Origin of the sequence: Chitinophaga fulva (assembly GCF_012927205.1) — a bacterium.
GTDB lineage: Bacteria > Bacteroidota > Bacteroidia > Chitinophagales > Chitinophagaceae > Chitinophaga > Chitinophaga fulva.
This window is the reverse complement of record NZ_JABBGC010000001.1, coordinates 2,705,207-2,726,581: the sequence shown is the minus strand read 5'-3', so window position 1 is coordinate 2,726,581 and position 21,375 is coordinate 2,705,207. Positions and strand designations below refer to the sequence as shown.

At 49.4% G+C, this 21,375-nt stretch carries 16 protein-coding genes; 10 read left to right on the top strand and 6 right to left on the bottom strand.

Annotated elements, in window-relative coordinates; genetic code table 11:
* Positions 1 to 23: 23 nt before the first annotated feature.
* Positions 24 to 914: a DMT family transporter gene (locus HHL17_RS11280; protein WP_169224816.1), complete on the top strand. Its 891-nt coding sequence runs from the start codon at positions 24 to 26 to the stop codon at positions 912 to 914.
* On the opposite strand, the gene HHL17_RS11275 is transcribed toward HHL17_RS11280, so the two are convergent.
* Entirely contained in the window at positions 911 to 1,660 is a 750-nt protein-coding gene (locus HHL17_RS11275) for a DeoR/GlpR family DNA-binding transcription regulator (protein ID WP_169224815.1), read from the bottom strand. The two genes, HHL17_RS11280 and HHL17_RS11275, sit on opposite strands and share 4 nt — an antisense overlap.
* 303 nt (positions 1,661 to 1,963) lie before the next feature.
* On the opposite strand from HHL17_RS11275, the gene HHL17_RS11270 reads away from it, so the two are divergent.
* From HHL17_RS11270 to HHL17_RS11240, 7 genes are all read left to right on the top strand, one after another.
* Positions 1,964 to 5,137, top strand: a complete 3,174-nt coding sequence (locus tag HHL17_RS11270) for a SusC/RagA family TonB-linked outer membrane protein (RefSeq protein WP_169224814.1) — start codon at positions 1,964 to 1,966, stop codon at positions 5,135 to 5,137.
* Between the two features lie 11 nt (positions 5,138 to 5,148).
* Positions 5,149 to 6,828 carry a RagB/SusD family nutrient uptake outer membrane protein gene (locus HHL17_RS11265; RefSeq protein ID WP_169224813.1) on the top strand — a complete coding sequence of 560 codons (1,680 nt, stop codon included), beginning with the start codon at positions 5,149 to 5,151 and terminating at the stop codon, positions 6,826 to 6,828.
* Between the two features lie 160 nt (positions 6,829 to 6,988).
* The gene (locus HHL17_RS11260) at positions 6,989 to 9,823 is read left to right on the top strand and encodes a S9 family peptidase (protein ID WP_169224812.1); all 2,835 of its coding nucleotides are present in this window, start codon (positions 6,989 to 6,991) and stop codon (positions 9,821 to 9,823) included.
* Positions 9,824 to 10,071: 248 nt separating this feature from the next.
* Complete coding sequence (locus HHL17_RS11255; RefSeq protein ID WP_169224811.1) at positions 10,072 to 10,893, top strand: helix-turn-helix domain-containing protein; 822 nt, start codon at positions 10,072 to 10,074, stop codon at positions 10,891 to 10,893.
* Positions 10,894 to 10,934: 41 nt separating this feature from the next.
* Entirely contained in the window at positions 10,935 to 11,387 is a 453-nt protein-coding gene (locus HHL17_RS11250) for a GNAT family N-acetyltransferase (protein WP_169224810.1), read from the top strand.
* Between the two features lie 51 nt (positions 11,388 to 11,438).
* Positions 11,439 to 11,942, top strand: coding sequence for a cupin domain-containing protein (locus tag HHL17_RS11245; RefSeq protein WP_169224809.1), 504 nt, complete (start codon positions 11,439 to 11,441; stop codon positions 11,940 to 11,942).
* A gap of 98 nt (positions 11,943 to 12,040) precedes the next feature.
* On the top strand, positions 12,041 to 12,661 hold the full coding sequence (locus HHL17_RS11240) for a DUF4230 domain-containing protein (protein WP_169224808.1): 621 nt from the start codon (positions 12,041 to 12,043) through the stop codon (positions 12,659 to 12,661).
* On the opposite strand, the gene HHL17_RS11235 is transcribed toward HHL17_RS11240, so the two are convergent.
* Positions 12,662 to 13,378, bottom strand: a complete 717-nt coding sequence (locus HHL17_RS11235) for a hypothetical protein (RefSeq protein WP_169224807.1) — start codon at positions 13,376 to 13,378, stop codon at positions 12,662 to 12,664.
* Between the two features lie 484 nt (positions 13,379 to 13,862).
* Here HHL17_RS11235 and HHL17_RS11230 point away from each other — a divergent pair, with 484 nt between their 5' ends.
* Complete coding sequence (locus tag HHL17_RS11230; RefSeq protein WP_078672202.1) at positions 13,863 to 14,180, top strand: RNA recognition motif domain-containing protein; 318 nt, start codon at positions 13,863 to 13,865, stop codon at positions 14,178 to 14,180.
* A gap of 207 nt (positions 14,181 to 14,387) precedes the next feature.
* Here the strand turns inward: HHL17_RS11230 and HHL17_RS11225 are convergent, their stop codons facing one another.
* From HHL17_RS11225 to HHL17_RS11210, 4 genes are all read right to left on the bottom strand, one after another.
* Complete coding sequence (locus HHL17_RS11225) at positions 14,388 to 15,719, bottom strand: dihydrolipoamide acetyltransferase family protein (protein ID WP_169224806.1); 1,332 nt, start codon at positions 15,717 to 15,719, stop codon at positions 14,388 to 14,390.
* Positions 15,720 to 15,790: 71 nt separating this feature from the next.
* Complete coding sequence (locus HHL17_RS11220; protein ID WP_169224805.1) at positions 15,791 to 17,038, bottom strand: CinA family nicotinamide mononucleotide deamidase-related protein; 1,248 nt, start codon at positions 17,036 to 17,038, stop codon at positions 15,791 to 15,793.
* Positions 17,039 to 17,092: 54 nt separating this feature from the next.
* Complete coding sequence (locus HHL17_RS11215) at positions 17,093 to 17,503, bottom strand: acyl-CoA thioesterase (RefSeq protein WP_168869399.1); 411 nt, start codon at positions 17,501 to 17,503, stop codon at positions 17,093 to 17,095.
* A 133-nt stretch (positions 17,504 to 17,636) separates the two neighbouring features.
* Entirely contained in the window at positions 17,637 to 18,056 is a 420-nt protein-coding gene (locus HHL17_RS11210; protein ID WP_169224804.1) for a DoxX family protein, read from the bottom strand.
* 232 nt (positions 18,057 to 18,288) lie between these two features.
* On the opposite strand from HHL17_RS11210, the gene HHL17_RS11205 reads away from it, so the two are divergent.
* Positions 18,289 to 21,369: a tetratricopeptide repeat protein gene (locus tag HHL17_RS11205; RefSeq protein ID WP_169224803.1), complete on the top strand. Its 3,081-nt coding sequence runs from the start codon at positions 18,289 to 18,291 to the stop codon at positions 21,367 to 21,369.
* Positions 21,370 to 21,375 lie beyond the last annotated feature (6 nt).

The window sequence follows — 21,375 nt, the reverse complement described above, 5'->3', positions numbered from 1 at the left end:
ATTCGCGTTTGTATTGAGTGTGTATGAAAAAAGCGTTTTTACAGCTGCACCTTTCTGTATTTCTTGCAGGATTCACGGGCATTTTAGGTAAACTGATATCCCTTAACGAAGGATTACTGGTATGGTACCGGTTATTCATTACCGCCGTTACCATGTATGTTTTGTTCCGCTTACAAGGCACCTTCCGCAAACTCCCCTGGAAAGATATTGTTCCGATAGGCGCCACCGGTGTGGTAGTAGCGCTTCACTGGCTTTTCTTTTATGGCAGTATCAAATACTCCAACGTATCTATCGGGGTGATCTGTTTCTCGCTCACCAGCCTCTTTACCGCTGTTTTTGATCCGCTGATCAATCGCCGCCGGTTTGACGTGGCGGAGATGCTACTCTCTATGCTGACGCTTTTCGGTATTCTGCTGATTTTTCATTTTGATACACAATATCGCACCGGTATTGTGCTTGGCATTATTTCCGCGATGTTTGCCGCCCTGTTTACCGTGTATAACAAACGGCTGGTAAAACGTTTTGATACCAATACCATCACCTTTTACGAGTTGTCCACAGGTCTTGTAGTGCTCTCCCTCTTCCTTCCTTTCTACCTGCACTTTTTCCCTGTCAGTTCTGTGATACCGGGCTTTTCCGACCTGATGTACCTGTTGATACTGGCTTGGTTATGCACCATTTGTATGTATACGCTGAGCATGAATGCGCTGAAAAAGATCTCTCCTTTCACCGTTAATCTCTGTTTCAACCTGGAACCAGTGTACAGCATTGTGCTGGCCTTTATTCTATTTCATGAGAACAAGCACCTCAACAATGCTTTCTACGCGGGACTGGCTTGTATCGTGTTATCAGTCGCCCTGCAAATGGCGCGGGTTACCTGGCAGCATAAGACCGGCAAGGCCGTGGCAGGTTAAAACAATTCCAGGTCCAGGTGCTGATAAGCGTCCAGGAAATGATTGTCTGGTTCCAGTTCCGTGATCAGGTAGTTGATCTGGTTCAGGTCACACACTTTCATGCGTTGTGAAGAATTCAGTTTTTCCGCGATGCTCAGGATGGCCATTTTCTTGGAAGCCCTTAACATGGCCCTTTTCACCTGTACCACTTCCCAGTCCGATTCCGTCATGCCGTCTTGTATGGAGAAGCCGTTGGCTCCCAGCAGGCAAAGGTCGACTTTTATCTCCGCCAGTTGGTTAATAACGCTGGCGCCTATATGAATATGTGAACTGCGGGATAACTGGCCACCGATGGTGATAACGGTCAGATTGGGATGTTCCACCAGTTGCAGCGCTACGAGGGGGCTGATGGTAAAAAACGTAGCCCGCAGGTGGACCGGGATTGCTTTCGCCAGTTCTATCATCGTGGTACCTCCACCTGTGAGGATGACCATATCATTCTTGAGCAGTTTCAACGTTTTTTCCGCTATTTGCTTTTTTGCGGCTTGTGCATATACAGAGTTTCCTTCATCGAACGGATAGTGGAAGGAGCGGCCGATGGCGCCGCCATGTACTTTCAACACCTTGCCTTCTTCAGCCATCTCTTTCAGGTCTCTTCGGACGGTATCTTCAGAAATACTGAGCATGGCGCTGATATCGGTTGACAAAACTTTGTTGTGCAGGTTGATCTGCTTCATAATAAACGCCTGGCGCTCTTCTTTCAACATGCTATGGGGAATTTTTTGCTTGTTCACAAATGTAGAAAAATCTAATCCAAATTGATTGTGCGTGTTTTAGCAGCATTTCACATTAAATAAACGCATTTTCCTGTAATTTGCCTTTTTTTCAAGAAATTTTATGCTACTTTCATGCATGAAAACGCAAATAAATGCAAGATTCCCGTGTACCTGAGCGAAAAACTGCGTTCTAACTGTAACAGTAACCACACGTCAAAATAAAATCAACAGTCTGTATTCCAACACGTTATAACTAAAAGCTTTTAAAACAGCCAACATCTAAATCTAAAAAACATGAAGAAAAGGCTACTTTTCACTTTCATTTTTTTGCTGGTTTATGCGAGTTCATGGGCCCAAAATATCATTACGGGCACAGTACTGGACAAGAGCAATCAGCAACCCATTATCGGGGCTACGATAACCGCCGGTAAGAAAGGTACCGTGACCGATCCGGAAGGCAAGTTCAAACTGGACGCACCTGCTGGTACCCTGGTAGTACACGTTACCTTCATCGGGTATCAGCCGCAGGATATTCCGGTAGGCAAAAATGCATTGCGCATCCTCCTGTCGCCTGATGAACGTTCACTGGAACAAGTAGTGGTAGTGGGTTATGGCACACAGAAAAAAGCCAACCTCACCGGCGCTGTGAACACGGTAGATATCAGCAAAACCATGCAGGGACGTCCGATCACGGACCCGTCCAAAGCATTGCAGGGCATCTCTCCGGGCCTCAACATCCAGTACTCCAATGGTGGTCTCACCGCCGGCCCCTCCATCAACATTCGTGGTATGGGCTCTATCAACGGCAGCAACCGCCCGCTGATCCTGGTAGACAACGTGGAAACACCAGACCTCACGATGATCAATCCGGAGGATATTGAGAGTGTTTCTGTATTGAAAGATGCAGCTTCCACTTCCATCTATGGCGCCCGTGCTGCTTTCGGCGTGGTGCTCATCAAAACAAAATCAGGTGTTCGTAACATGCCAACAAGAGTTACCTACTCCAATAACTTTGGCTGGAACTCCCCTACCAGTCTGCCCGATTTTGCCGACCCCGTAAAAGAACTTACCGGCATCATCAATGCTGCTAAACGTGTGGGCCCTGCTTCTCCGGAACTGTTCGGCATGCAGTTGTCCAAACTGCGTGACGGCATTAAAAACTGGCAGGAGAAATACGCTAATAACCGCACCAGCAATGAAATGGTACCTGGTGAAGACTTTGATCTGCCTACCGCGACCAGCCCTGCCTATTTCTACCGTGTATGGGACGTTAAAGACATCATGCTCAGAAAATGGTCTCCCCAACAAGTTCACAACCTGAGCGTACAAGGCGGCAGTGAAAAAGTATCCTACTTCCTGTCTGCCGGCTACAACAACACCGGCGGTGTCATGAAACTCAATCCGGACCAGGTAAAGAAATACAACATCACCGGCGCAGTGAACGCATCTGTGACCAACTGGCTGGACCTGGACCTGAAAATGATGTACCGCAACTTTGAGTACGACTACCCTTACCAATACCAGAACTACTTCCAGTATATGTGGCGCTGGGGAGCTTACTTCCCTTATGGTACCTATAAAGGCAACTATTTCCGCCATACGCCTGGTTATATCGCCAATGCCCCCACCAACGACGTGGTAGACAACTATACCCGTGTAAACATGGGCGCTACACTGAAACTCACCAAAGACCTGAACGTACGGGCTGATTATACCATTGGCCGCGATAATATTATGCGTCATGAGATAGGTGGTAAAGTAATGCTGTGGGACTTCTGGCAGGCCTCCATGCCGCTGAAAGACCTGGTAGACGGCACCAGTGACAACAAAATGGCGTACAGGGCTAACCGTTATAAGGTGAACACCTTTAACATCTACGCCACTTATGATAAAAAACTGAACAAAGACCACTCCATTAAAGTAATGGTGGGTGCGAATGCGGAGGATGCAGATACCGTAGGTGTAAATGCTTCCCGGTTAAGCCCACTGGACCAGTCCAAACCGGAGTTTAACCTGGCCGTAGGCAACATGACTACCAGCGGTCTCCATCTGGCCCGTGCCTATGCAGGTTTCTTCGGCAGGATCAACTACAACTACAAAGACAAATGGTTGCTGGAGCTGAACGGCCGCTATGATGGCGCCTCTTCTTTCCCTCCGGCCGACCGCTGGGCATTTTTCCCTTCTGCTTCTGCCGGTTACCGCATCAGCCAGGAATCTTTTATGCAGCCACTTAGCAAAGTACTGTCAGACATGAAGATCCGTGCGTCCTATGGCTCTCTGGGCAACCAGGACCTGGGCGGTGTGTACTACATCCCTTACATGGGTACCAGCTCACTCAACTGGATCGTTAACGGTATCAATGCTCCTGGCGTAGGTGCTCCTACCGCGGTAACCAAATCCCTCACCTGGGAAACCGTGCGTACACTCGATTTCGGTACAGACATCAGCCTGTTCAACAACAATATCAACGTAACTTTTGACTGGTATCAGCGCAGTACTTCAGACATGCTTACCAGCAAAGCTGTTCCGGCTGCCTTCGGCACCGCCGCTCCCATGGTGAACAGCGGCTCGCTGCGTACCCGTGGTTATGAAATATCCGTAGACGCCAACTACCCGCTGAGAAAAGACTGGATGATTTATGGAACCCTCAGCTTCTGGGACAACAAGACTTACGTGACAGAATGGGACAACCCGTCTATGCTGCTGACACAGAACTACAAGGGCAAACAACTCGGCGAAATCTGGGGCTTTGAAACAGACCGTTATTTTACCAAAGACGACGATATGTCTAAACTGCCTGACCAGTCCAAACTGACCGACGGTACCTTTAAATTCGGTCCCGGCGACATCAAGTACAAAGACCTGGACGGCAGCGGCGTAATTGACGGTGGTAAAGGTACCCTGGCTGAACACGGAGACCTGAAACGTATCGGCAATACCCTGCCACGTTATCAATACAGCATACGACTGGGCACCTCCTTCAAACAGTTCGATTTCGATGTATTGTTCCAGGGTGTAGGCAAACAAAACTACTGGGGTATCGGCGACCTCGCCATCCCGATGTACCGCGCCGGTGATATCCTGTACGATCACCAGCTGGATTTCTGGACGGAAGACAACCAGAATGCCAAGTACCCGAACCCATATCCGAACAACGCCAATGGTAAGGTACTCGGCCTCGCTTCCGCTAACGGTGGCAACAACTTCTACCCACAGTCCAAATACCTGCTGAACCTGGCTTATCTGCGCCTAAAAAACATCACCCTGGGATACACCCTGCCCGATGCACTGGTGAAACGTGCACACCTGCAGAAAGTACGTGTATACGGCAGTGCACAGAATATCGCCACCATTTCCAATGTAGGTGTTCCTATTGACCCGGAAATCACTACCGGTGAAGCCAACATTTACGGCAGGACCTGGCCATTCCAGAAAACCTGGTCATTCGGATTACAGGTAAACTTCTAAAACAGCAGCACATGACAAAGCGTATATATATATCCGTTATATTACTGATGATCATTGCAACCGTCGGTTGTAAAAAATATGTTGACAAAGGCCTGCCAGATACCTTTGACGACAATAACTTCTGGCGCACAGAAGATAACGTCCGCGTGTACTCCTGGCCTTTTTATGAAATGTTCATGGGATACGGCAACTCCGGCGTCCTCGGGGATTTCTACTTCAGTTCCCTGTCAGACGATCAGGCAGCGCCCAACATTCAGCAACTGACACTCAACATACCCACCGGCAACGGCAAATGGGATTTCTCCTACATCCGTAAAGCCAATATCCTGCTGGAAAGGGTAGACCGGGTAGAAATGTCTGATGAAGCGAAAAACCACTGGAGAGGGGTAGCCTCTTTCTTCCGTGCCCTGAGCTATTTCAATCTGGTAAAAGAATTTGGCGATGTGCCCTGGCTGGGCCATTCCATGGATATCAGCGACAGCAACTACATCTACAAAGGCCGCGATCCCCGTACGATGGTAATGGACAGCGTGCTGAAAGACCTGGACTTCGCCATTGCCAACCTGCGGGTAAAAGACCAGGAAAATACGATCAACCAGTATGTGGCCCTGGCACTTAAATCACGTATATGCCTGTACGAAGGTACCTGGCGTAAATATCACGGTTCCGTGGGACTGCCCGATGCTGATAAATTCCTCCTCGCTGCAAAAGATGCGGCTGAGAAGCTGATCACCGGCAGCCCTTATGCGTTGAACGACGTATACACCACTACCTACAATTCGCTGGACCTGTCTGGCAACAAGGAGGTGCTGTTGTGCAAAAAATATGTGCCCAGCTATTTGACCCACTCACTGATCGGTTATCTGACGAGCAGCACCACCATGTCCGGCATTAACAAAAACGCCATCGAATCTTTCGTTTGTACAGATGGATTGCCCATTAAACTGTCTCCACTGTACAAAGGTGACGACAATCTTCAAAATACCCGGACCAACAGGGACAAACGCCTGCTGCTGTCCGTTGATACCGTGTTGTGCTATGCTACCAACCTGGTAGCCGGCAGACAAAGCTCCACCGGTTATCGCCCGACCAAGTTCCTGAACGCGGCCGTAGCCAATGTGGTAGCGCCTTACAACGACACCGATGCTCCCCTGTTCTGGCTGGCGGAAGTACTGCTGAACTATGCAGAAGCCGCCGCAGAACTGAACAATATGGGCAAATACACCTTTAGCCAGGCTGATCTGGATAAGTCTGTCAATAAACTGCGTAACAGAGCCGGCATTGCGCCATTGCAATTCCTTGGCTCCGAGCAGCAGGTAGGTGTGAATGGCGTGGCATTCAACGACCCGGCTAATAACCCTGCCAACAACCTTTCTCCCCTTATCTGGGAAATCAGAAGGGAAAGAAGGGTAGAACTGATGCTGGACGGTTTCCGTTATCATGACCTGCTGCGCTGGTCTTTAGGCGCCAACCTGAACACCACCACCAACCCGGACATCACCAAAGGCGCTAAAGTACCGCCACCACCGGCTGGTCAAAAACTTGACCGTGATGCTAACGGCTATATTCAGCTTTACCTCACCGGTGCTACCCGCGTGTTCTCCGACCCGAAAAACTACCTCCAGCCTATCCCCAGCGGACAGATTTCCCTCTATCCCGCAGGAAGAATTACACAGAACCCGGGCTGGTAATTTTACATCGTGTGATCTGCAAATGAGATAAATCGAAACAACAAAAAGCGGAGGCCCCCTGTCCAACCATTGGTCAGGGGGCCTTCCGCTTTCTATGCCCCCAGCCCGCCGCTGGTAAAAGTCTTTCCGCTTTTGCCCGAAAAATATATAATTTGTGGCCATGAGAAATATGTTACTGGCCTTCTCCCTGCTGGGGGCCTCTTTTGCTTATGCCCAACAACCTGCCAAAAAGCCGCTGGACCATTCCGTGTATGACAGCTGGCAGAGTATCGGCACGAAACTGATCAGCAACGATGGACAATGGGTGGTATATACCGTCACCCCGCAGGAAGGAGATGGTTCCCTGGTTATCTATGACCGCAAAACAGGCCAGTCCCGTACCATTCCCCGTGGCAGCAGCCCGGTGGTCACCAACGATTCCCGGCACGTGATATTCAGCATTAAACCGCTGTTTAAAGACACCCGTGAAGCCCGCATCAAAAAGAAGAAACCGGCCGACATGCCGAAAGACTCCATGGGCATCGTCACGCTCGCCTCCGGCGACCTGCAGAAGTTCCCGGGCATCAAATCCTTTAAAACACCCGCCAAAGGCAGCGGATGGCTGGCGTACCTGGCAGAAAAACCAGCCGCCGACAGCGCTAAAGCCAAGGGTAAAACCACCACCAAAACAGCCGATGATGACCGTGCAGATGATGATAAAGGTGGTAGCGATAAAAATGAAAACGGTACCCTCGTGATCCGTCAGCTGAAAGACGGCAGCCAGGATTCCGTTAAGAACGTGGCAGAATACACGTTCAGCAAACCAGGCAACAACCTCCTGATAGAAATCACTTCCGAGAAAAAAGACTCCCTGTCCCGCTCTGGCGTATTGCTGTGGCATACCGCCAACCGCAAAGCAGACACACTGAGCCGCGGCTATGGCGACTATAAGCAGTTCGCCTTCGACGACAAAGGAGAACAGGCCGCCTATTTCGGTACCCGCGACAGCGCCAAGTCCCTCCAGCAGTTCTATCAACTGTTTTTTTACAAACCCGGACAAGACAGCGCCATCACCGCCGCTGACAAAAACAGCAGCGGTATCCCATCCCGCTGGAGCATCAGCCCCAACAGCCTGATCTGGTTCAGCAAAGACGGACAACGCCTGTTCTTTGGCACCGCCCCCATCCTGCCGGTGAAAGACACCAGCATCGTGGATTTTGAAGTGGCCAAAGTAGATATCTGGAACTATAAAGATGATTACCTGCAACCCATGCAGCTCAAAAACGCGGACAAGGAACTGAAAAGGAACTATGCCGCCGTATATTATCCCGGCTCCAAACGTATCCTCCAGCTGGGCGATCAAGACCTCGAGAACGTGGTCATCCCCGCAGAAGGCAATGGCCGCTACGCCCTCGGTTACACCGATAAAGGCGACCGCATCCAGCTGCAATGGATTGGCCGTACCCTCAAAACAGGCTACCTGATCAACCTGGAAGACGGTTCCCGCAAAAAAATCAAAGAGAAACTGGATGGCGGCTACTCCATCTCTCCCAATGGTCAGTATATCCTGTGGTATGATCTGGTGGATAAACAATACTCCACCTATCACAACGCTACCGGCACCATCGTCAACATCACCAAAAACATCCCGACCCAATTGTCTGATGAAGAAGATGATCACCCGGATGTACCAGAACCATATGGTATTGCAGGATGGCTCAACAATGATAAGTTTGTATACATCTATGACCGCTACGATATATGGGAAGTAGATCCCACCGGTAAAACGGCACCTTCTATGATCACCTTTGGCAAAGGCCGTCAGGAGAAAACCCGTTTCCGTGCCCTGAAACTGGATGAGGAACAGAAGTTTTATAACCCGGGAGACCTGCTTGTGCTCAGCGCATTCCAGGACAGCAGCAAATACAACGGTTTTTACTCCCTGCAGCTGCAGGCTAAAAACGAGAAGCAGCGCAGGCCGCAACAGCTGGTACTGGGCGCCAACAGCTACCTGGACCTGTTGAAAGCAAAAGACGCCAACGCGTATACGTATACCCGTGCCAGTTATACAGAATCACCCAACGTTTACACCGGCGAGTTGAACAAAGCGGTGAAAATCAGCCATACCAACCCGCAACAACAGGAGTACAACTGGGGCAGCGCCTCCCTGTATAAATGGACTACTTTCACCGGTAAACCATCTGAAGGTATCCTATATAAACCGGAGGACTTCGATCCAAACAAAAAATACCCGGTTATTTTCTATTTCTATGAGAAACTGACCGACGGCCTTTACAGCTACCAGGCGCCAGCGCCTACGCCATCCAGGCTGAATATCTCTTTCTTTGTAAGCCGTGGTTACCTGGTGTTTGCACCGGATATCACCTATGAAAACGGTTACCCGGGCAAAAGCGCCTACGATTATATTGTAAGCGCGGCTGAAAATCTCGCCAAACAGCCATGGGTAGACGGCAAAAACATGGGCATACAAGGCCAGAGCTGGGGCGGTTACCAGGTAGCCTTCCTCATCACGCAGACCAACCTTTTCAAGGCAGCATGGGCCGGGGCACCAGTAGCCAATATGACCAGCGCCTATGGCGGTATTCGTTGGGAAAGCGGTATGAACCGACAGTTCCAGTACGAACACTCCCAGAGCCGTATCGGTGCCACCCTGTGGGATAAGCCGGAGCTGTATATCCAGAACTCTCCGCTGTTTAATCTGCCGAAGGTGACCACGCCTATTGCGATCATGGCCAACGATGCTGACGGCGCCGTTCCCTGGTACCAGGGCATTGAAATGTTCACCGGCTTGCGTCGCCTTGGCAAACCAGTATGGCTGCTGAACTACAACAACGAGGCGCATAACCTCGTACAACGCCAGAACCGCAAAGACATCCAGCGTCGTGAACAACAGTTCTTCGACCACTTCCTGAAAGGCGCTCCGGCTCCACAATGGTTGGAATCCGGTGTTCCTGCCACAGAGAAAGGCATCAACTGGGGCTTTGATACCAAATAATTTAGGGATTTTTTGATTTACGGATTTTTTGATTTCGTAGATTATAAAAGAGAAGACCGAAGCGATTGAATGGCTTCGGTCTTCTTTTTTTATGAAATACCCTTGTAAATCAGGCATATCCGTTCACTCAAAGTATCATTTTTAAATATTGAATTAAAAACATATATTTACAATGATAATCGCCACTTTAGCGTATGGTGTGACTTGCAGCGATAGCGATATCCACTAACACCACATTTTTAGTACCTATGAACTTCCATATCTGCCATCCCGGAGATGCTTTGCGTCCGTTCGTTAAACAGTTTTATTACTGGGAAGATGATTCCTACGGCCTGATACAGTTACCGCAGCATTTATTTACGCTGGGTGACCAGTACATGGTATTTATTCCAGAAGGAACAGCCGTGATAAAGCCGGCGGGCCATGCAGCCTTTACCCTGCCTCGTCACGCGGTGACCGGTCATTTTACCAGTGCCTGTCAGCTGCAGGTGAGCGGCCCGGTAAGAATGATGATTGTGCAACTGAATGCCTATGGGTGTTACCGCATGTTGGGCATTGACGGTCAGTCTTTCACCAATTATTACCGCAACCTGGACCTGCATGAGAATCCGGTATGGTCACAACTGGGAAGCCGCCTTCAGCAGCTCCGCGATCCACAGGAGATCACTGCCACGCTGAATCAGGCTTTTCAGCAGGTATTACAATGCGATGCCCCCTGTCTGAAGCAGGCAGACGAGATGGCCGATTACCTGTTGGCCCGTCAGGGTAATGTGAGCGTAGAAGAACTGGCGAAAGCGTTTCAGTTGTCCCGCCCCACGCTGGAGCGGTTGTTCAACCGGGTAATAGGCATGCCGCCGCAGTTATTTGCCCGCATGGTCCGTTTCCGGAATGCGCTGCAACAAACAGAGATCGCGCAATGGCAGATGCCGGCTACGGCCTATTATAATCTGGCGATGTTTATACAGGACCATTTACAGTTCAACGGCGAAATGCCTTCCTGGTACAATATGCCGGCCACTATCGCCCATATGCCGTCCCCGGCTATGCAGCAGGTAGCAGTGGCGAGTTAGAAAAAATTGCCTATTTTTAGTAACGCTCAATGTTACTGACTATGGCAACTACGATTTACCTCGTTAAAGACGGAGATTATACTATTTCTACAGACAAATCAAGGCTGGATATAAGTGTTATACACGATTTCCTGGCCAAAGAATCATACTGGGCAAAAGATATTCCTGTCAGTGTTGTCGAAAGAACACTGGCAGGTTCTTTATGTTTTGGATTGTACCACCGCGACCGGCAGGTAGGTTTTGCCAGGCTGATCACCGATCTGACCTCTTTTGCGTACCTGGCCGATGTATTTGTGATCACCAACTACCGGGGCAAGGGTCTTTCCAAAATGCTGATGCGCGCCATCCTGGAGCACCCGGAGCTGCAAACCCTGCGGAGATGGCTGCTGGTAACACAGGATGCACACGAATTATACCGGCAGTTCGGCTTCACGGAAGTGCCCAATCCTGAGAAGTTTATGCAGCTTCATAACCCGAACGTTTATACGAAATAACAGTCCGATAACTATTCTTATTATTATATTACCCCGACAATTTGGTGCTATATGCAATATTCTGCCGCCCACTGGCGAGACCAACTAAAACTACAACCACATGTGGAAGGCGGCGCCTTCCTGGAAACCTACCGTTCTGAGTGGATGCTGGACATGAGCACCCTGCCGGCAGGCATGGGGGGCAACCGGAATGCGTCTACCTGTATTTATTTTTTGCTGGAAGAAGGGCAGTTTTCCGCTTTTCACCGCATCGCCGCCGATGAGATCTGGCATTTCTATGACGGCCATACCCTTACCATCTATGAGATTGAGCCGGGTGGACAGCTCCGGGCACACAAACTGGGACGCGATATTCAAAACGGCGAGAGCCTGCAGGTGATCATCTGCGCCGGCAACTGGTTTGCCTCCCGCGTGGAAGTACCTGGCGGTTATGCGCTCACAGGCTGCACCGTAGCACCAGGCTTCGACTTCGCTGATTTCGAACTGGCAGATAAAACCACCTTACAGGCAGCTTATCCGCAACACGCCTCCCTCATAAACAGCCTTACCCGGTAAGGCTAACGTTAACGCTTAAACGCACATAATACTCCCGGCTTTTTATTAATTTAGGGCCGGAACAGGCGAGATATTGCCTGTTTTCTCAAATCATCCTCATGAAAAAGATCCTCTATATTGTTGCTTTTCTGCTGCTGGCCGCCCTTCTTTTCTGGCTGGGCAAACGTTTTGGTTCCACCAATGTCAGTGAGCAGGTGATCTCCAACAGCACCATAGTAAAGGAAATCGCAGAACTGGCCAGCCTGGACGTACAAGGCACCGCCAGCATCAAGCGCAGCAATATTGAAGACAGTGGCGGGTGGAGCGATAATCTGAAGAAAGCTTTCCTGGAAAACACCGTCTGGGTAGCTATTCCCTATCAGGCTAAATATGGGGTGAATATCGACGAAAAACATTTTAAAGTAGAAGTCAGCGATAAAAAGATCATTGTCCGTTTGCCGACACCTAAGTTAATGAGCTACGAGCTGAAAGTAGACAAAATGGAAACAGCCAACCGCAAAGGGTTGTTCCTCTTCCAGGACGATGAAACCTATACGGCCGTACAGAAGAAACTGTACCAGACCTCCCGCGGCCAGCTGGAAAATAATCAGTTATACATACAGCAATCCAAAGACAAGATCCGGAAGGTCATGGAGCAGTATTATGCTCCTTTCCTGAAAGACCATACCCTTGAAGTACAGTTTGACGGCGCCGCCGCGGCTACCCCACCGCTCAACTGATCAGGCAGCATTAAGGGCTATATACCGCACCAGGCTACGTTTGGCCACCGGCAGCAGGGTCTCGTTGACCGGGAGCACCAATGACGTTTCCACACAATATACCGCCGGGTTGGACTCCTTGTTTTTCCTGAGCAGGATCGTTTTGATGTGTTCACAGGTATGTATCAGGTCCTTCGTATAAGCCTCGAGGTACTCCGTGCGGATGCCCCGGTACTGTTCATCATGCCGCTCAAAAATGGTCAGGTGGTAGCTGTAAACCAGCGTATCGCTGTAACGCCCGTCACAAAGCAGCAGATACCCCGACGTGTTTTCCAGCGGTACCAGTCCCACCGGTGAAATCCGCAGTTTGTCCTGCACAAACTCATAAATCTCCGTTCCATCACGGATCGTGTCGTTCATGGCTGACAGGGCGTATCCAATGATTTCTTCCAGTTCCTGCATCATTTCATCATCTGCACTTACTTTTTCATAGAGCAGCATCAGCTTCTCCAGGTCGATGCCGGTCAAACGTTTGGGGAACTGTTGTTCCATCAGTTGTTTATTTTCCCTGAAAGCCCGGAGGTTGTTAAAATGAAAGATTATATCGGCCAGCTGGGGATACAGCTTGTTTTGATTAAAGGCACGGTGGATGTCCTGCAGGTAGGATAACAAGGTGTATTTCTTCAACTCAAAATCAATGTACCCGTCCGCAAACCAGGTTTCGCTCAGCGTTCCCATAAAAAATGAATTTAACGGCTACTATTAATTTACGAAAAAAAGGGGACAAAACACGGGGTCTTCCGCCGCGCCCCCTTTGCAGCCTTGCCTGCGTAAATGTCATGAATATGACATTCCAGCCCCCCCTACTTCCGTCAGTTTACTTTACTGCTGTTGAACGAAATCCCAACAACACCCAAACAGTAAAAAGCGGTAAAACCGCTGTCCGGCAACCGAAAAAACCGGTATAAATGCTGCTGCCAACGTGATTCAGCGCCTCATTCATATGAAAAATAAAAACAATAACTAACAATATTACGTGATAAATCGCAAACTATTTCGGTAAAGTAAAAATGTCGTACAAGCTTGACTGTAAAGGGTTTTACGGTGATTGGGCAACAACCGGGCAACACTCGCCGGAAATATTTTTTAACCTTAACCACTTTATTGATGTTTATTTCATAACTTCAGTATATTATTTTTCATTTTTTTAATTTCAGTTATCATGAACATTTACGTAGCCAACCTGCACTATAGGTTGACCGATGAGGATCTCCATCAGATTTTCAGCGATTATGGAGAGGTTACCTCCGCTAAGGTTATCAAAGACCATGAAACAGGCCGCTCTCGTGGTTTCGGTTTTGTGGAAATGCCTAATCAGGAAGAAGGAGCCAAGGCTATGGATAGTTTAAACGGCAGCGAGATAGAAGGCAAGCAATTAATGGTAAACGAAGCAAGACCTAAACAGCCGAATAATAATTTCAAAGGTGGTGGTAATCGTGGTGGCGGAGGAGGATATGGCTCCCGCGATCGTCGTTACTAATCCCTTATTCGGGCACAAAGGAATTGAAGAGGCGCTTTCACCAGCGCCTCTTTTTATTTGGGGATTTTTGATTTTGGGGAGATGATCAACCCGGATGATTAACCAGTTCATAAAAGGGAAGACCGGCGCGACAATGTCACGCCGGTCTTCCCTTTTATATTCGTTCTGATGATCCACGAAATCAAAAAATCGCCGATCAAAAAACTCCTAGATGGTCCTTTTCGGATCGAAGTTTTCGAGCTCCTGTGCCACAGCAGTCAGGAAAGTAGCGCCCAGAGAGCCATCCACGATACGGTGATCGTAAGACATGGACAGGTACATCATGTGGCGGATAGCGATAGAGTCACCCTGCTCGGTTTCCACTACCACAGGGCGTTTTTTGATAGCGCCAACAGCCAGGATAGCCACCTGCGGCTGGTTGATGATGGGGGTTCCCATCAGGCTGCCGAAAGTACCTACGTTGGTCATGGTAAAGGTACCTGACTGTGTATCTTCCGGTTTCAATTTATTCTGACGGGCAGCATTGGCCAGGCCGTTTACCTGTTTGCTGAGGCCAGTCAGGTTGAGCATGTCCGCGTTTTTAATCACAGGCACGATCAGGTTACCGGAAGGTAAGGCGGTAGCCATACCAACATTGATATCTTTTTTGATAATGATTTTATCACCGTCGAGGGAGCAGTTGATCAGCGGGAAACGTTTGATACATTTCACGATAGCTTCTATGAACAGTGGTGTGAACGTCAGTTTTTCGCCTTCTCTTTTTTCGAATTCACCTTTCATGCGATCGCGCCATTTCACCATGTTGGTCACATCGGCTTCTGCGAAGCTGGTCACGTGCGGGCTGGTTTGTTTGCTCATCACCATGTGGTTGGCGATCAGCTTGCGCATGCGGTCCATTTCCACAATTTCCACGTTGCCGTTATAGGTTGGGGAAGCAACGGTGGTGGTTACTGCCGGCGTGCTGCGTACAGCAGGGGCAGCGGCGGTTTCCGCAACAGGTGTTACGTCGGGGATCACCTTACCTTCCTTACGGTCTGCCACATATTGCAGGATATCTTTTTTGGTTACACGGCCATCGCTGCCGGAACCGGGAATCCTCTCCAGGTCGGCGAAGCTAACGCCTTCCTGTTGTGCAATGGTGAGCACGAGCGGGGAATAGAATCTGGCGCCGCCGGCAGCAGGAGCAGCGGCGGGAGCTGCAACGGGGGCAGCGGAAGGTACGGCAGCAGCGGTAAACTTAGGCTCTGAGGCCGCTACCGGTGTTTCAGGTACAGGTGCAGTATTGACCGCTGCATCGGCATTGGTATTGATACGAGCTATCACAGTGCCTACCGGTACTACATCATTTTCTTTGAAGAGTACTTCGGTGATTACCCCTTCTGCAATAGAGGGGACTTCACTGTCCACTTTGTCCGTAGCAATTTCCAACACGGTTTCATCCACTTTTACGTGATCGCCCGTCTTTTTATGCCAACGCAAAATGGTGGCTTCCATGATGCTTTCTCCCATTTTTGGCATTACCAATTCTACAATGGCCATAAGATTGTTTTTAGCTTTAGTGTGGACAAAAATAAGGGAATTGTATCAATTCAATCAGTCAGTCCTGCGGCTTATTCCAAAATGAGCTTACGCAGCTCGTTCATCGCATAAACAGCGGTCATCTGGGTATTCCTTTCCCGGTCGTACCGCAGGTGGTATTTAATGGCCGTCATTTTCTCCCGGCTGCCCACGGCCACCCATACAGTGCCGACCGGCTTTTCCGGGGTACCGCCATCGGGGCCCATGATACCGGATACGGCTATCGCGTAATCTGTTTCCAGCAGCTGTAAAGCGCCGGCCAGCATTTCCGTTACGGTTTCCTCACTCACCGCCCCATAGGCCTGCAATGTCTCCGATTTTACACCCAACAGCTTCATTTTCATCTCATTGGCGTAGGTGATGGCGCTGCCTTTATAATAAGCGGAACTACCGGGAATAGCTGTGATCCAGGTGGATATCTGTCCACCGGTACAACTTTCAGCGGTACCGACTGTTTTGCCTCTTTCCTTCAGCAGCTGCCCCAGTACCTCTCCGATGGAGATGTCCTGATCGGTGACGGTGATATCCGGCAGTAACGCCATCAGTTCATGGAAATAGACCGTCAGTTCAGCCGCGGAGGTTACTTTATCCGCTCCGAAAGCGGTGAGCCGCAGTTTCAGCAGGCTGTAGCTGGGCAGGTAGGCCAGTTTGATATGTGGTGGCAGCTTAGCTTCAAAAGCGGTGAGCCGTTCCGCAACAAATGACTCCCCCATACCGGAGGTGATCAACGTGCGGTGTACCACCGCAGGGGTATTAAAATGTGCCGCCAGTTGAGGCAGCACATAACTCTCCATGATACCTTTCATTTCATGCGGCACGCCCGGCATGGACACATAGATCTTTCCGTCTTTTTCAAACCACATACCCGGTGCAGTGCCTCTTTCATTGGCAATCACCGTACAGGATTCCGGCACCATGGCCTGGGCCACGTTACGTTCCAGTATCGGCAGGCCGCGGCTTTCGAAGATATGCAGCACCCGCTGCAGCGTGGCTTCATCCTGTACCAGCCGGGTCTGGAAATAGTCGCAGAGGGTAGGTTTGGTGATATCATCGGCCGTAGGCCCCAATCCACCGGTAATCAGTACAATATCAGACAGTTCAGCTTCTTTGGCGAGGTTGGACAGGATGTCTTCCCGTACATCGCCAATGGCTACACGCCGGTGTACCCAGATACCTAATGCATTGAGTTCCTGCGCCATCCAGGCAGAATTGGTGTCGATCGTTTGTCCTATCAGCAGCTCATCACCAATGGTAATGATGCTGGTGGTTATTTTGCCCATGATTGTAGAAATGTCAAATGGCGGACATCAGCTATGATCATCCGCCATTCGTAATTATTTAAAAAATGGTTCCAGCCGTTCTTTCAACGCTTCCGGCAGGCCTGCTTTCTGTTTGGTTTTCACATCGATGAACACCAGTGTGGTCACGCCTACGTTAAGCAACTCCCCTTTTTCATTGTACAGTTCACTATGAAATTGTATCCGGGAACTTTTCGGCAGTTCTTTTAGTATAGTCTTCACCGTTATCAGGTCGTCATAATACGCCGGGCGCAGGTATTTTACGTTTAGTTCCGCTACCGGCATGATCACGCCCTGTTCTTCCAGTTCACGATAGCTGAAGCCCAGTTCCCTGATGGCTTCCGCCCTGCCAACTTCATAATACAGGCCGTAATTGCCGTAATAGAGATATCCCATCTGGTCCGTTTCTCCATATCGTACCCTGATCGTCGTTATACTGCTAAACATGATTCCATTTGTTTATTTTTTTATTTGGATATTTTCTTATTTTGATATTGTTATGTCGACATCTCTCTATTTATGAAGGCCCAGGCGGCATTCCAATAAAAAAATATCAAAATAAACAAATATCCAAATAAGCCTATTTGCCCAGTGCGCCATCGATAGAAAACTTACCGGGACCGGTAAACAGTATCACCAGAAAACCAGTCAGGTACATCAGCGGCAGTTCAATCTCATCAAATTTAAAAGCCAGCAGGTCCGACCGATGTATCATTCCTACGATCACGGACATACAGATCACGAGGGGCACTGCGGCCAGTCTGGTCAGTAATCCCATCATCAGGAAAATAGAACAGAAAACCTCCGCAAAGACGGTCATCCCCAAAGAAAATTTATGCCCTACACCCAAAGGATCAGGGAAAGAATTCATTTTGGCAGCAAAATTGATCAGTTTGGGCCATCCGTGCAATAACAAGAGGCCACCGAACATCAGCCGTAATATCAGCATGGAAAAGCTCACAGCACCGCCGGTGTAGCCAGTTGAGAATAGTTTTCTCATAACAGGTAAGGTTTTTGCGCTATAAAATTATTTGCCGCAATATAGCGCAATAGCCTTTTCCAGACAGACGGAGTTATCCACATTGTTGGAAAACCGATCAGAAAAGAAAGGATATTACTTTTATATTTGCCTGGTTTGTGTCCCTGATACTGTTCCGTATAATGCCTGACAGGAAAATATTTCCGGTCAGGATTCGTTTTAAACGCATAATTCAAGATATAACAGCAAAAGCATGCAGCTCATAAGAAAAGTTTTTATTCCTGGACATCTGTACTTATCCATGCTGACTTTCGCCGGCGCAGGTATCGCAGGGATGCCCGCTGCCCACGCGCAGCAAACGCGTATTTATACCGATCCGGAAAAAGTGTTCAAAGATGCACAACAGTACTTCCAGCAGGAAAAGTACAGCGTATCCATGCAGCTTTTCAAGCAAACAATCGACAACATCGATTATTTCCATGAAACCAACCGCGACCTGGTAAAGTCTGACGCCTATTATTATTACACTGTATGCGCGCTCAAACTGGGACAGGGCAACGCAGAAAAAACAGCGCTGGAATACCTTAAAATATTCAACAACAACGCCCGCGAACAGCTGGTAAGTTATCAGCTGGCCAAATATTATTTCCACCAGAACCGGTTCAAAGATGCGATCCCGCTGTATGAAAAAGCCAGCATCGATAACCTCTCCAACGCGGAAATAGCGGAAGCAAAGTTTGAACTGGCCTACTGCTACTTCAACGTCAAAGACTTCCAGAAAGCACAGCCCCTGTTTGCCGGTATCCGGGAAATACAGGGCAAATATTATGTACCGGCCAACTACTACTATGGCTTTATCTCCTACTACAACCATCAGTACGGAGATGCGCTTAACAGCTTCCAGAAAGTAGTGGAAGATCCGAAGTACAAAAACATTGTACCTTACTACATCGCCGAGATCTATTACTTCCAGGGCAAACACGACCAGCTGATTTCGTACACCGAGCCGCTGCTACGGCAGGGTGGCCAGTATTACGAAGCAGAAATGAAACAGCTGCTCGGTAAGGCCTACTTCGAACGTAAAGACTATAAAAAAGCCCTGCCCCTGTTGCAGGAATTCCAGGACAACTCAGACGAAGTACGCAATGAAGACATCTATCAGCTGTCTTATTCCTACTATCAGACCGGTAACCTGAACAAAGCCATCAACGGCTTCAAACAACTTAGCAGTTCCAAAGACTCCCTGGGACAGAATTCCATGTACCTGCTGGGCGACTGCTACCTGCGTACCGGCCAGAAAGCCAATGCCCGCAACGCCTTCGCCTTCTGCGCCAATAACAGCTCCAACGCACAACAACAGGAAATTTCCCGTTTCAACTACGGCAAACTCTCCTATGAACTGGGCTACCAGGACGCTGCTCTCAATGAACTGACACAGTTCGTTAAAACCTATCCGCAGTCAGCCTATAACAAAGAAGCCCGCGAAGTGCTCGTGAGCCTCTTCATGAACACCAACAACTATCGCGACGGCCTGGCCACCATCGAACAGATCGGTGATAAAAACCCGACCGTGCTCAAAGCGTACCAGAAAATAGCCTACGGCAGAGCCACTGAGCTGATCAACGACCAGCAGCTGGCAGAAGCTGACCGCCTGCTCGATATCGCCATCAACAACCCATACGACGCGCAAACCAAGCAGCTGGCCCAGTTCTGGAAAGCAGAAATAGCCCTGCGCCAGAATAAAACAGACAAAGCGATCACTCACCTGAACGCCTATCTGAGCAGCACGCCGCCGGTATCCGGCGAAGCCAATGCGCAGACCGCCAGCTACAACCTCGGCTACAGCCTCCTCAAACAGGACAAATATGCCGAAGCGCTGCCGCATTTTGAAACCGCACAGAAAGCCAGCGGCCCCAATGCCACAAGGATAGCCACCGACGCCACTCTCCGCGCTGCCGACTGTTATTATATGCTGCGCCAGTTCCCCAAAGCGCTCGCGCTGTACGACCGTATCATCACCAACAACGATCCTGGTGCAGACTATGCCATTTACCAGAAAGCCATTATCCTCGGCCTTCAGGGCAAACAGGCAGATAAACTGGCCCTGCTGAAACAACTGGGCAACAAGTTCCCGGCTTCCGATTTCGGCAACCAGACCGACATGGAAATCGCCAACACGTACCTGTCCCAGGAGAAATACAATGAGGCCATTCCATACCTGGAAAACGTGCTGCAAAAACAGCCTAACGGCGCCAATGCCCCACGGGCACTGCTGAAGCTGGGCCTGTGCTACTATAACAAAGACAATGAAAGCAAAGCCCTCTCCTATTACCGTCAGGTAGTAGAGAAATTCCCTGGTTCACCGGAAAGCAACGAAGCGCTGCAAAGCATCAAGTCTATCTATGTTAGTCAGGGTAAAACAGACGACTACCTCGCTTTCCTGAAAGCCAGCGGCCGTACCGTAACTGCCACCGCAGAAGACTCTCTGGCTTATGCCGCCGCAGAAGCGCGTTTCACCAACAACGACTGCTCCGGCGCCATCATTGCTTTCAGCAGCTACATCCAGAAATATCCTAACGGTCAGTTTATTCTGCCCGCACATTTCTATAAAGCAGAGTGCTCCTATAACAGCAAAGACTATACGAACGCGCTGCCGGCTTATGAATTTGTGTTGTCCCGCAACAACAGCCTGTACGCCGAGCGTTCAGCCCTGCAAGCCGCCAACATCAATTTCTATCAAACTAAAAACTATGATAAAGCGCGCGGCTACTACCTGCAATTACAGGACCTGGCCACCAGCAAGGAAAACAGCCTCGCCGCCACCCGAGGCCTGCTGCGCAGCAACTACCAGTTGAAACACTGGGACGAAGTAGGCAACTATGCAGAAATGCTGCTGTCTACTGCTAACATCAGCACTGATGACCAGATCATCGCCCACTTTTACCTGGGTAAAGCGCAAAAACAAGCGAAACAATACGCCAATGCACTGGCTGAGTTCAAAACAGTGGCGGGCCTTACCAAATCTGAAACCGGTGCGGAAGCCCGTTATGATATGGCTGACTGCTACCTGCAACAGAACGATCTGGCAGGCGCCGAAAAAGCTGGTTTCGATGTGATCAAAAACACGCCTTCCTACGATGTGTGGGTGGCTAAATCATATATCCTGCTGGGTGACGTGTATTTCCGTCAGCAGGACTACTTCAATGCCAAAGCTACTTTCCAGAGCATCGCTGAAAACTGCCCCATTCCGGAGCTGAAAGCCGAAGCCAAAGAAAAATTCGCCAAAGCAGAAGCAGCAGAAAAAGCAGCTGGTAAAAAACCTAAGAAACCGTAGCCATTT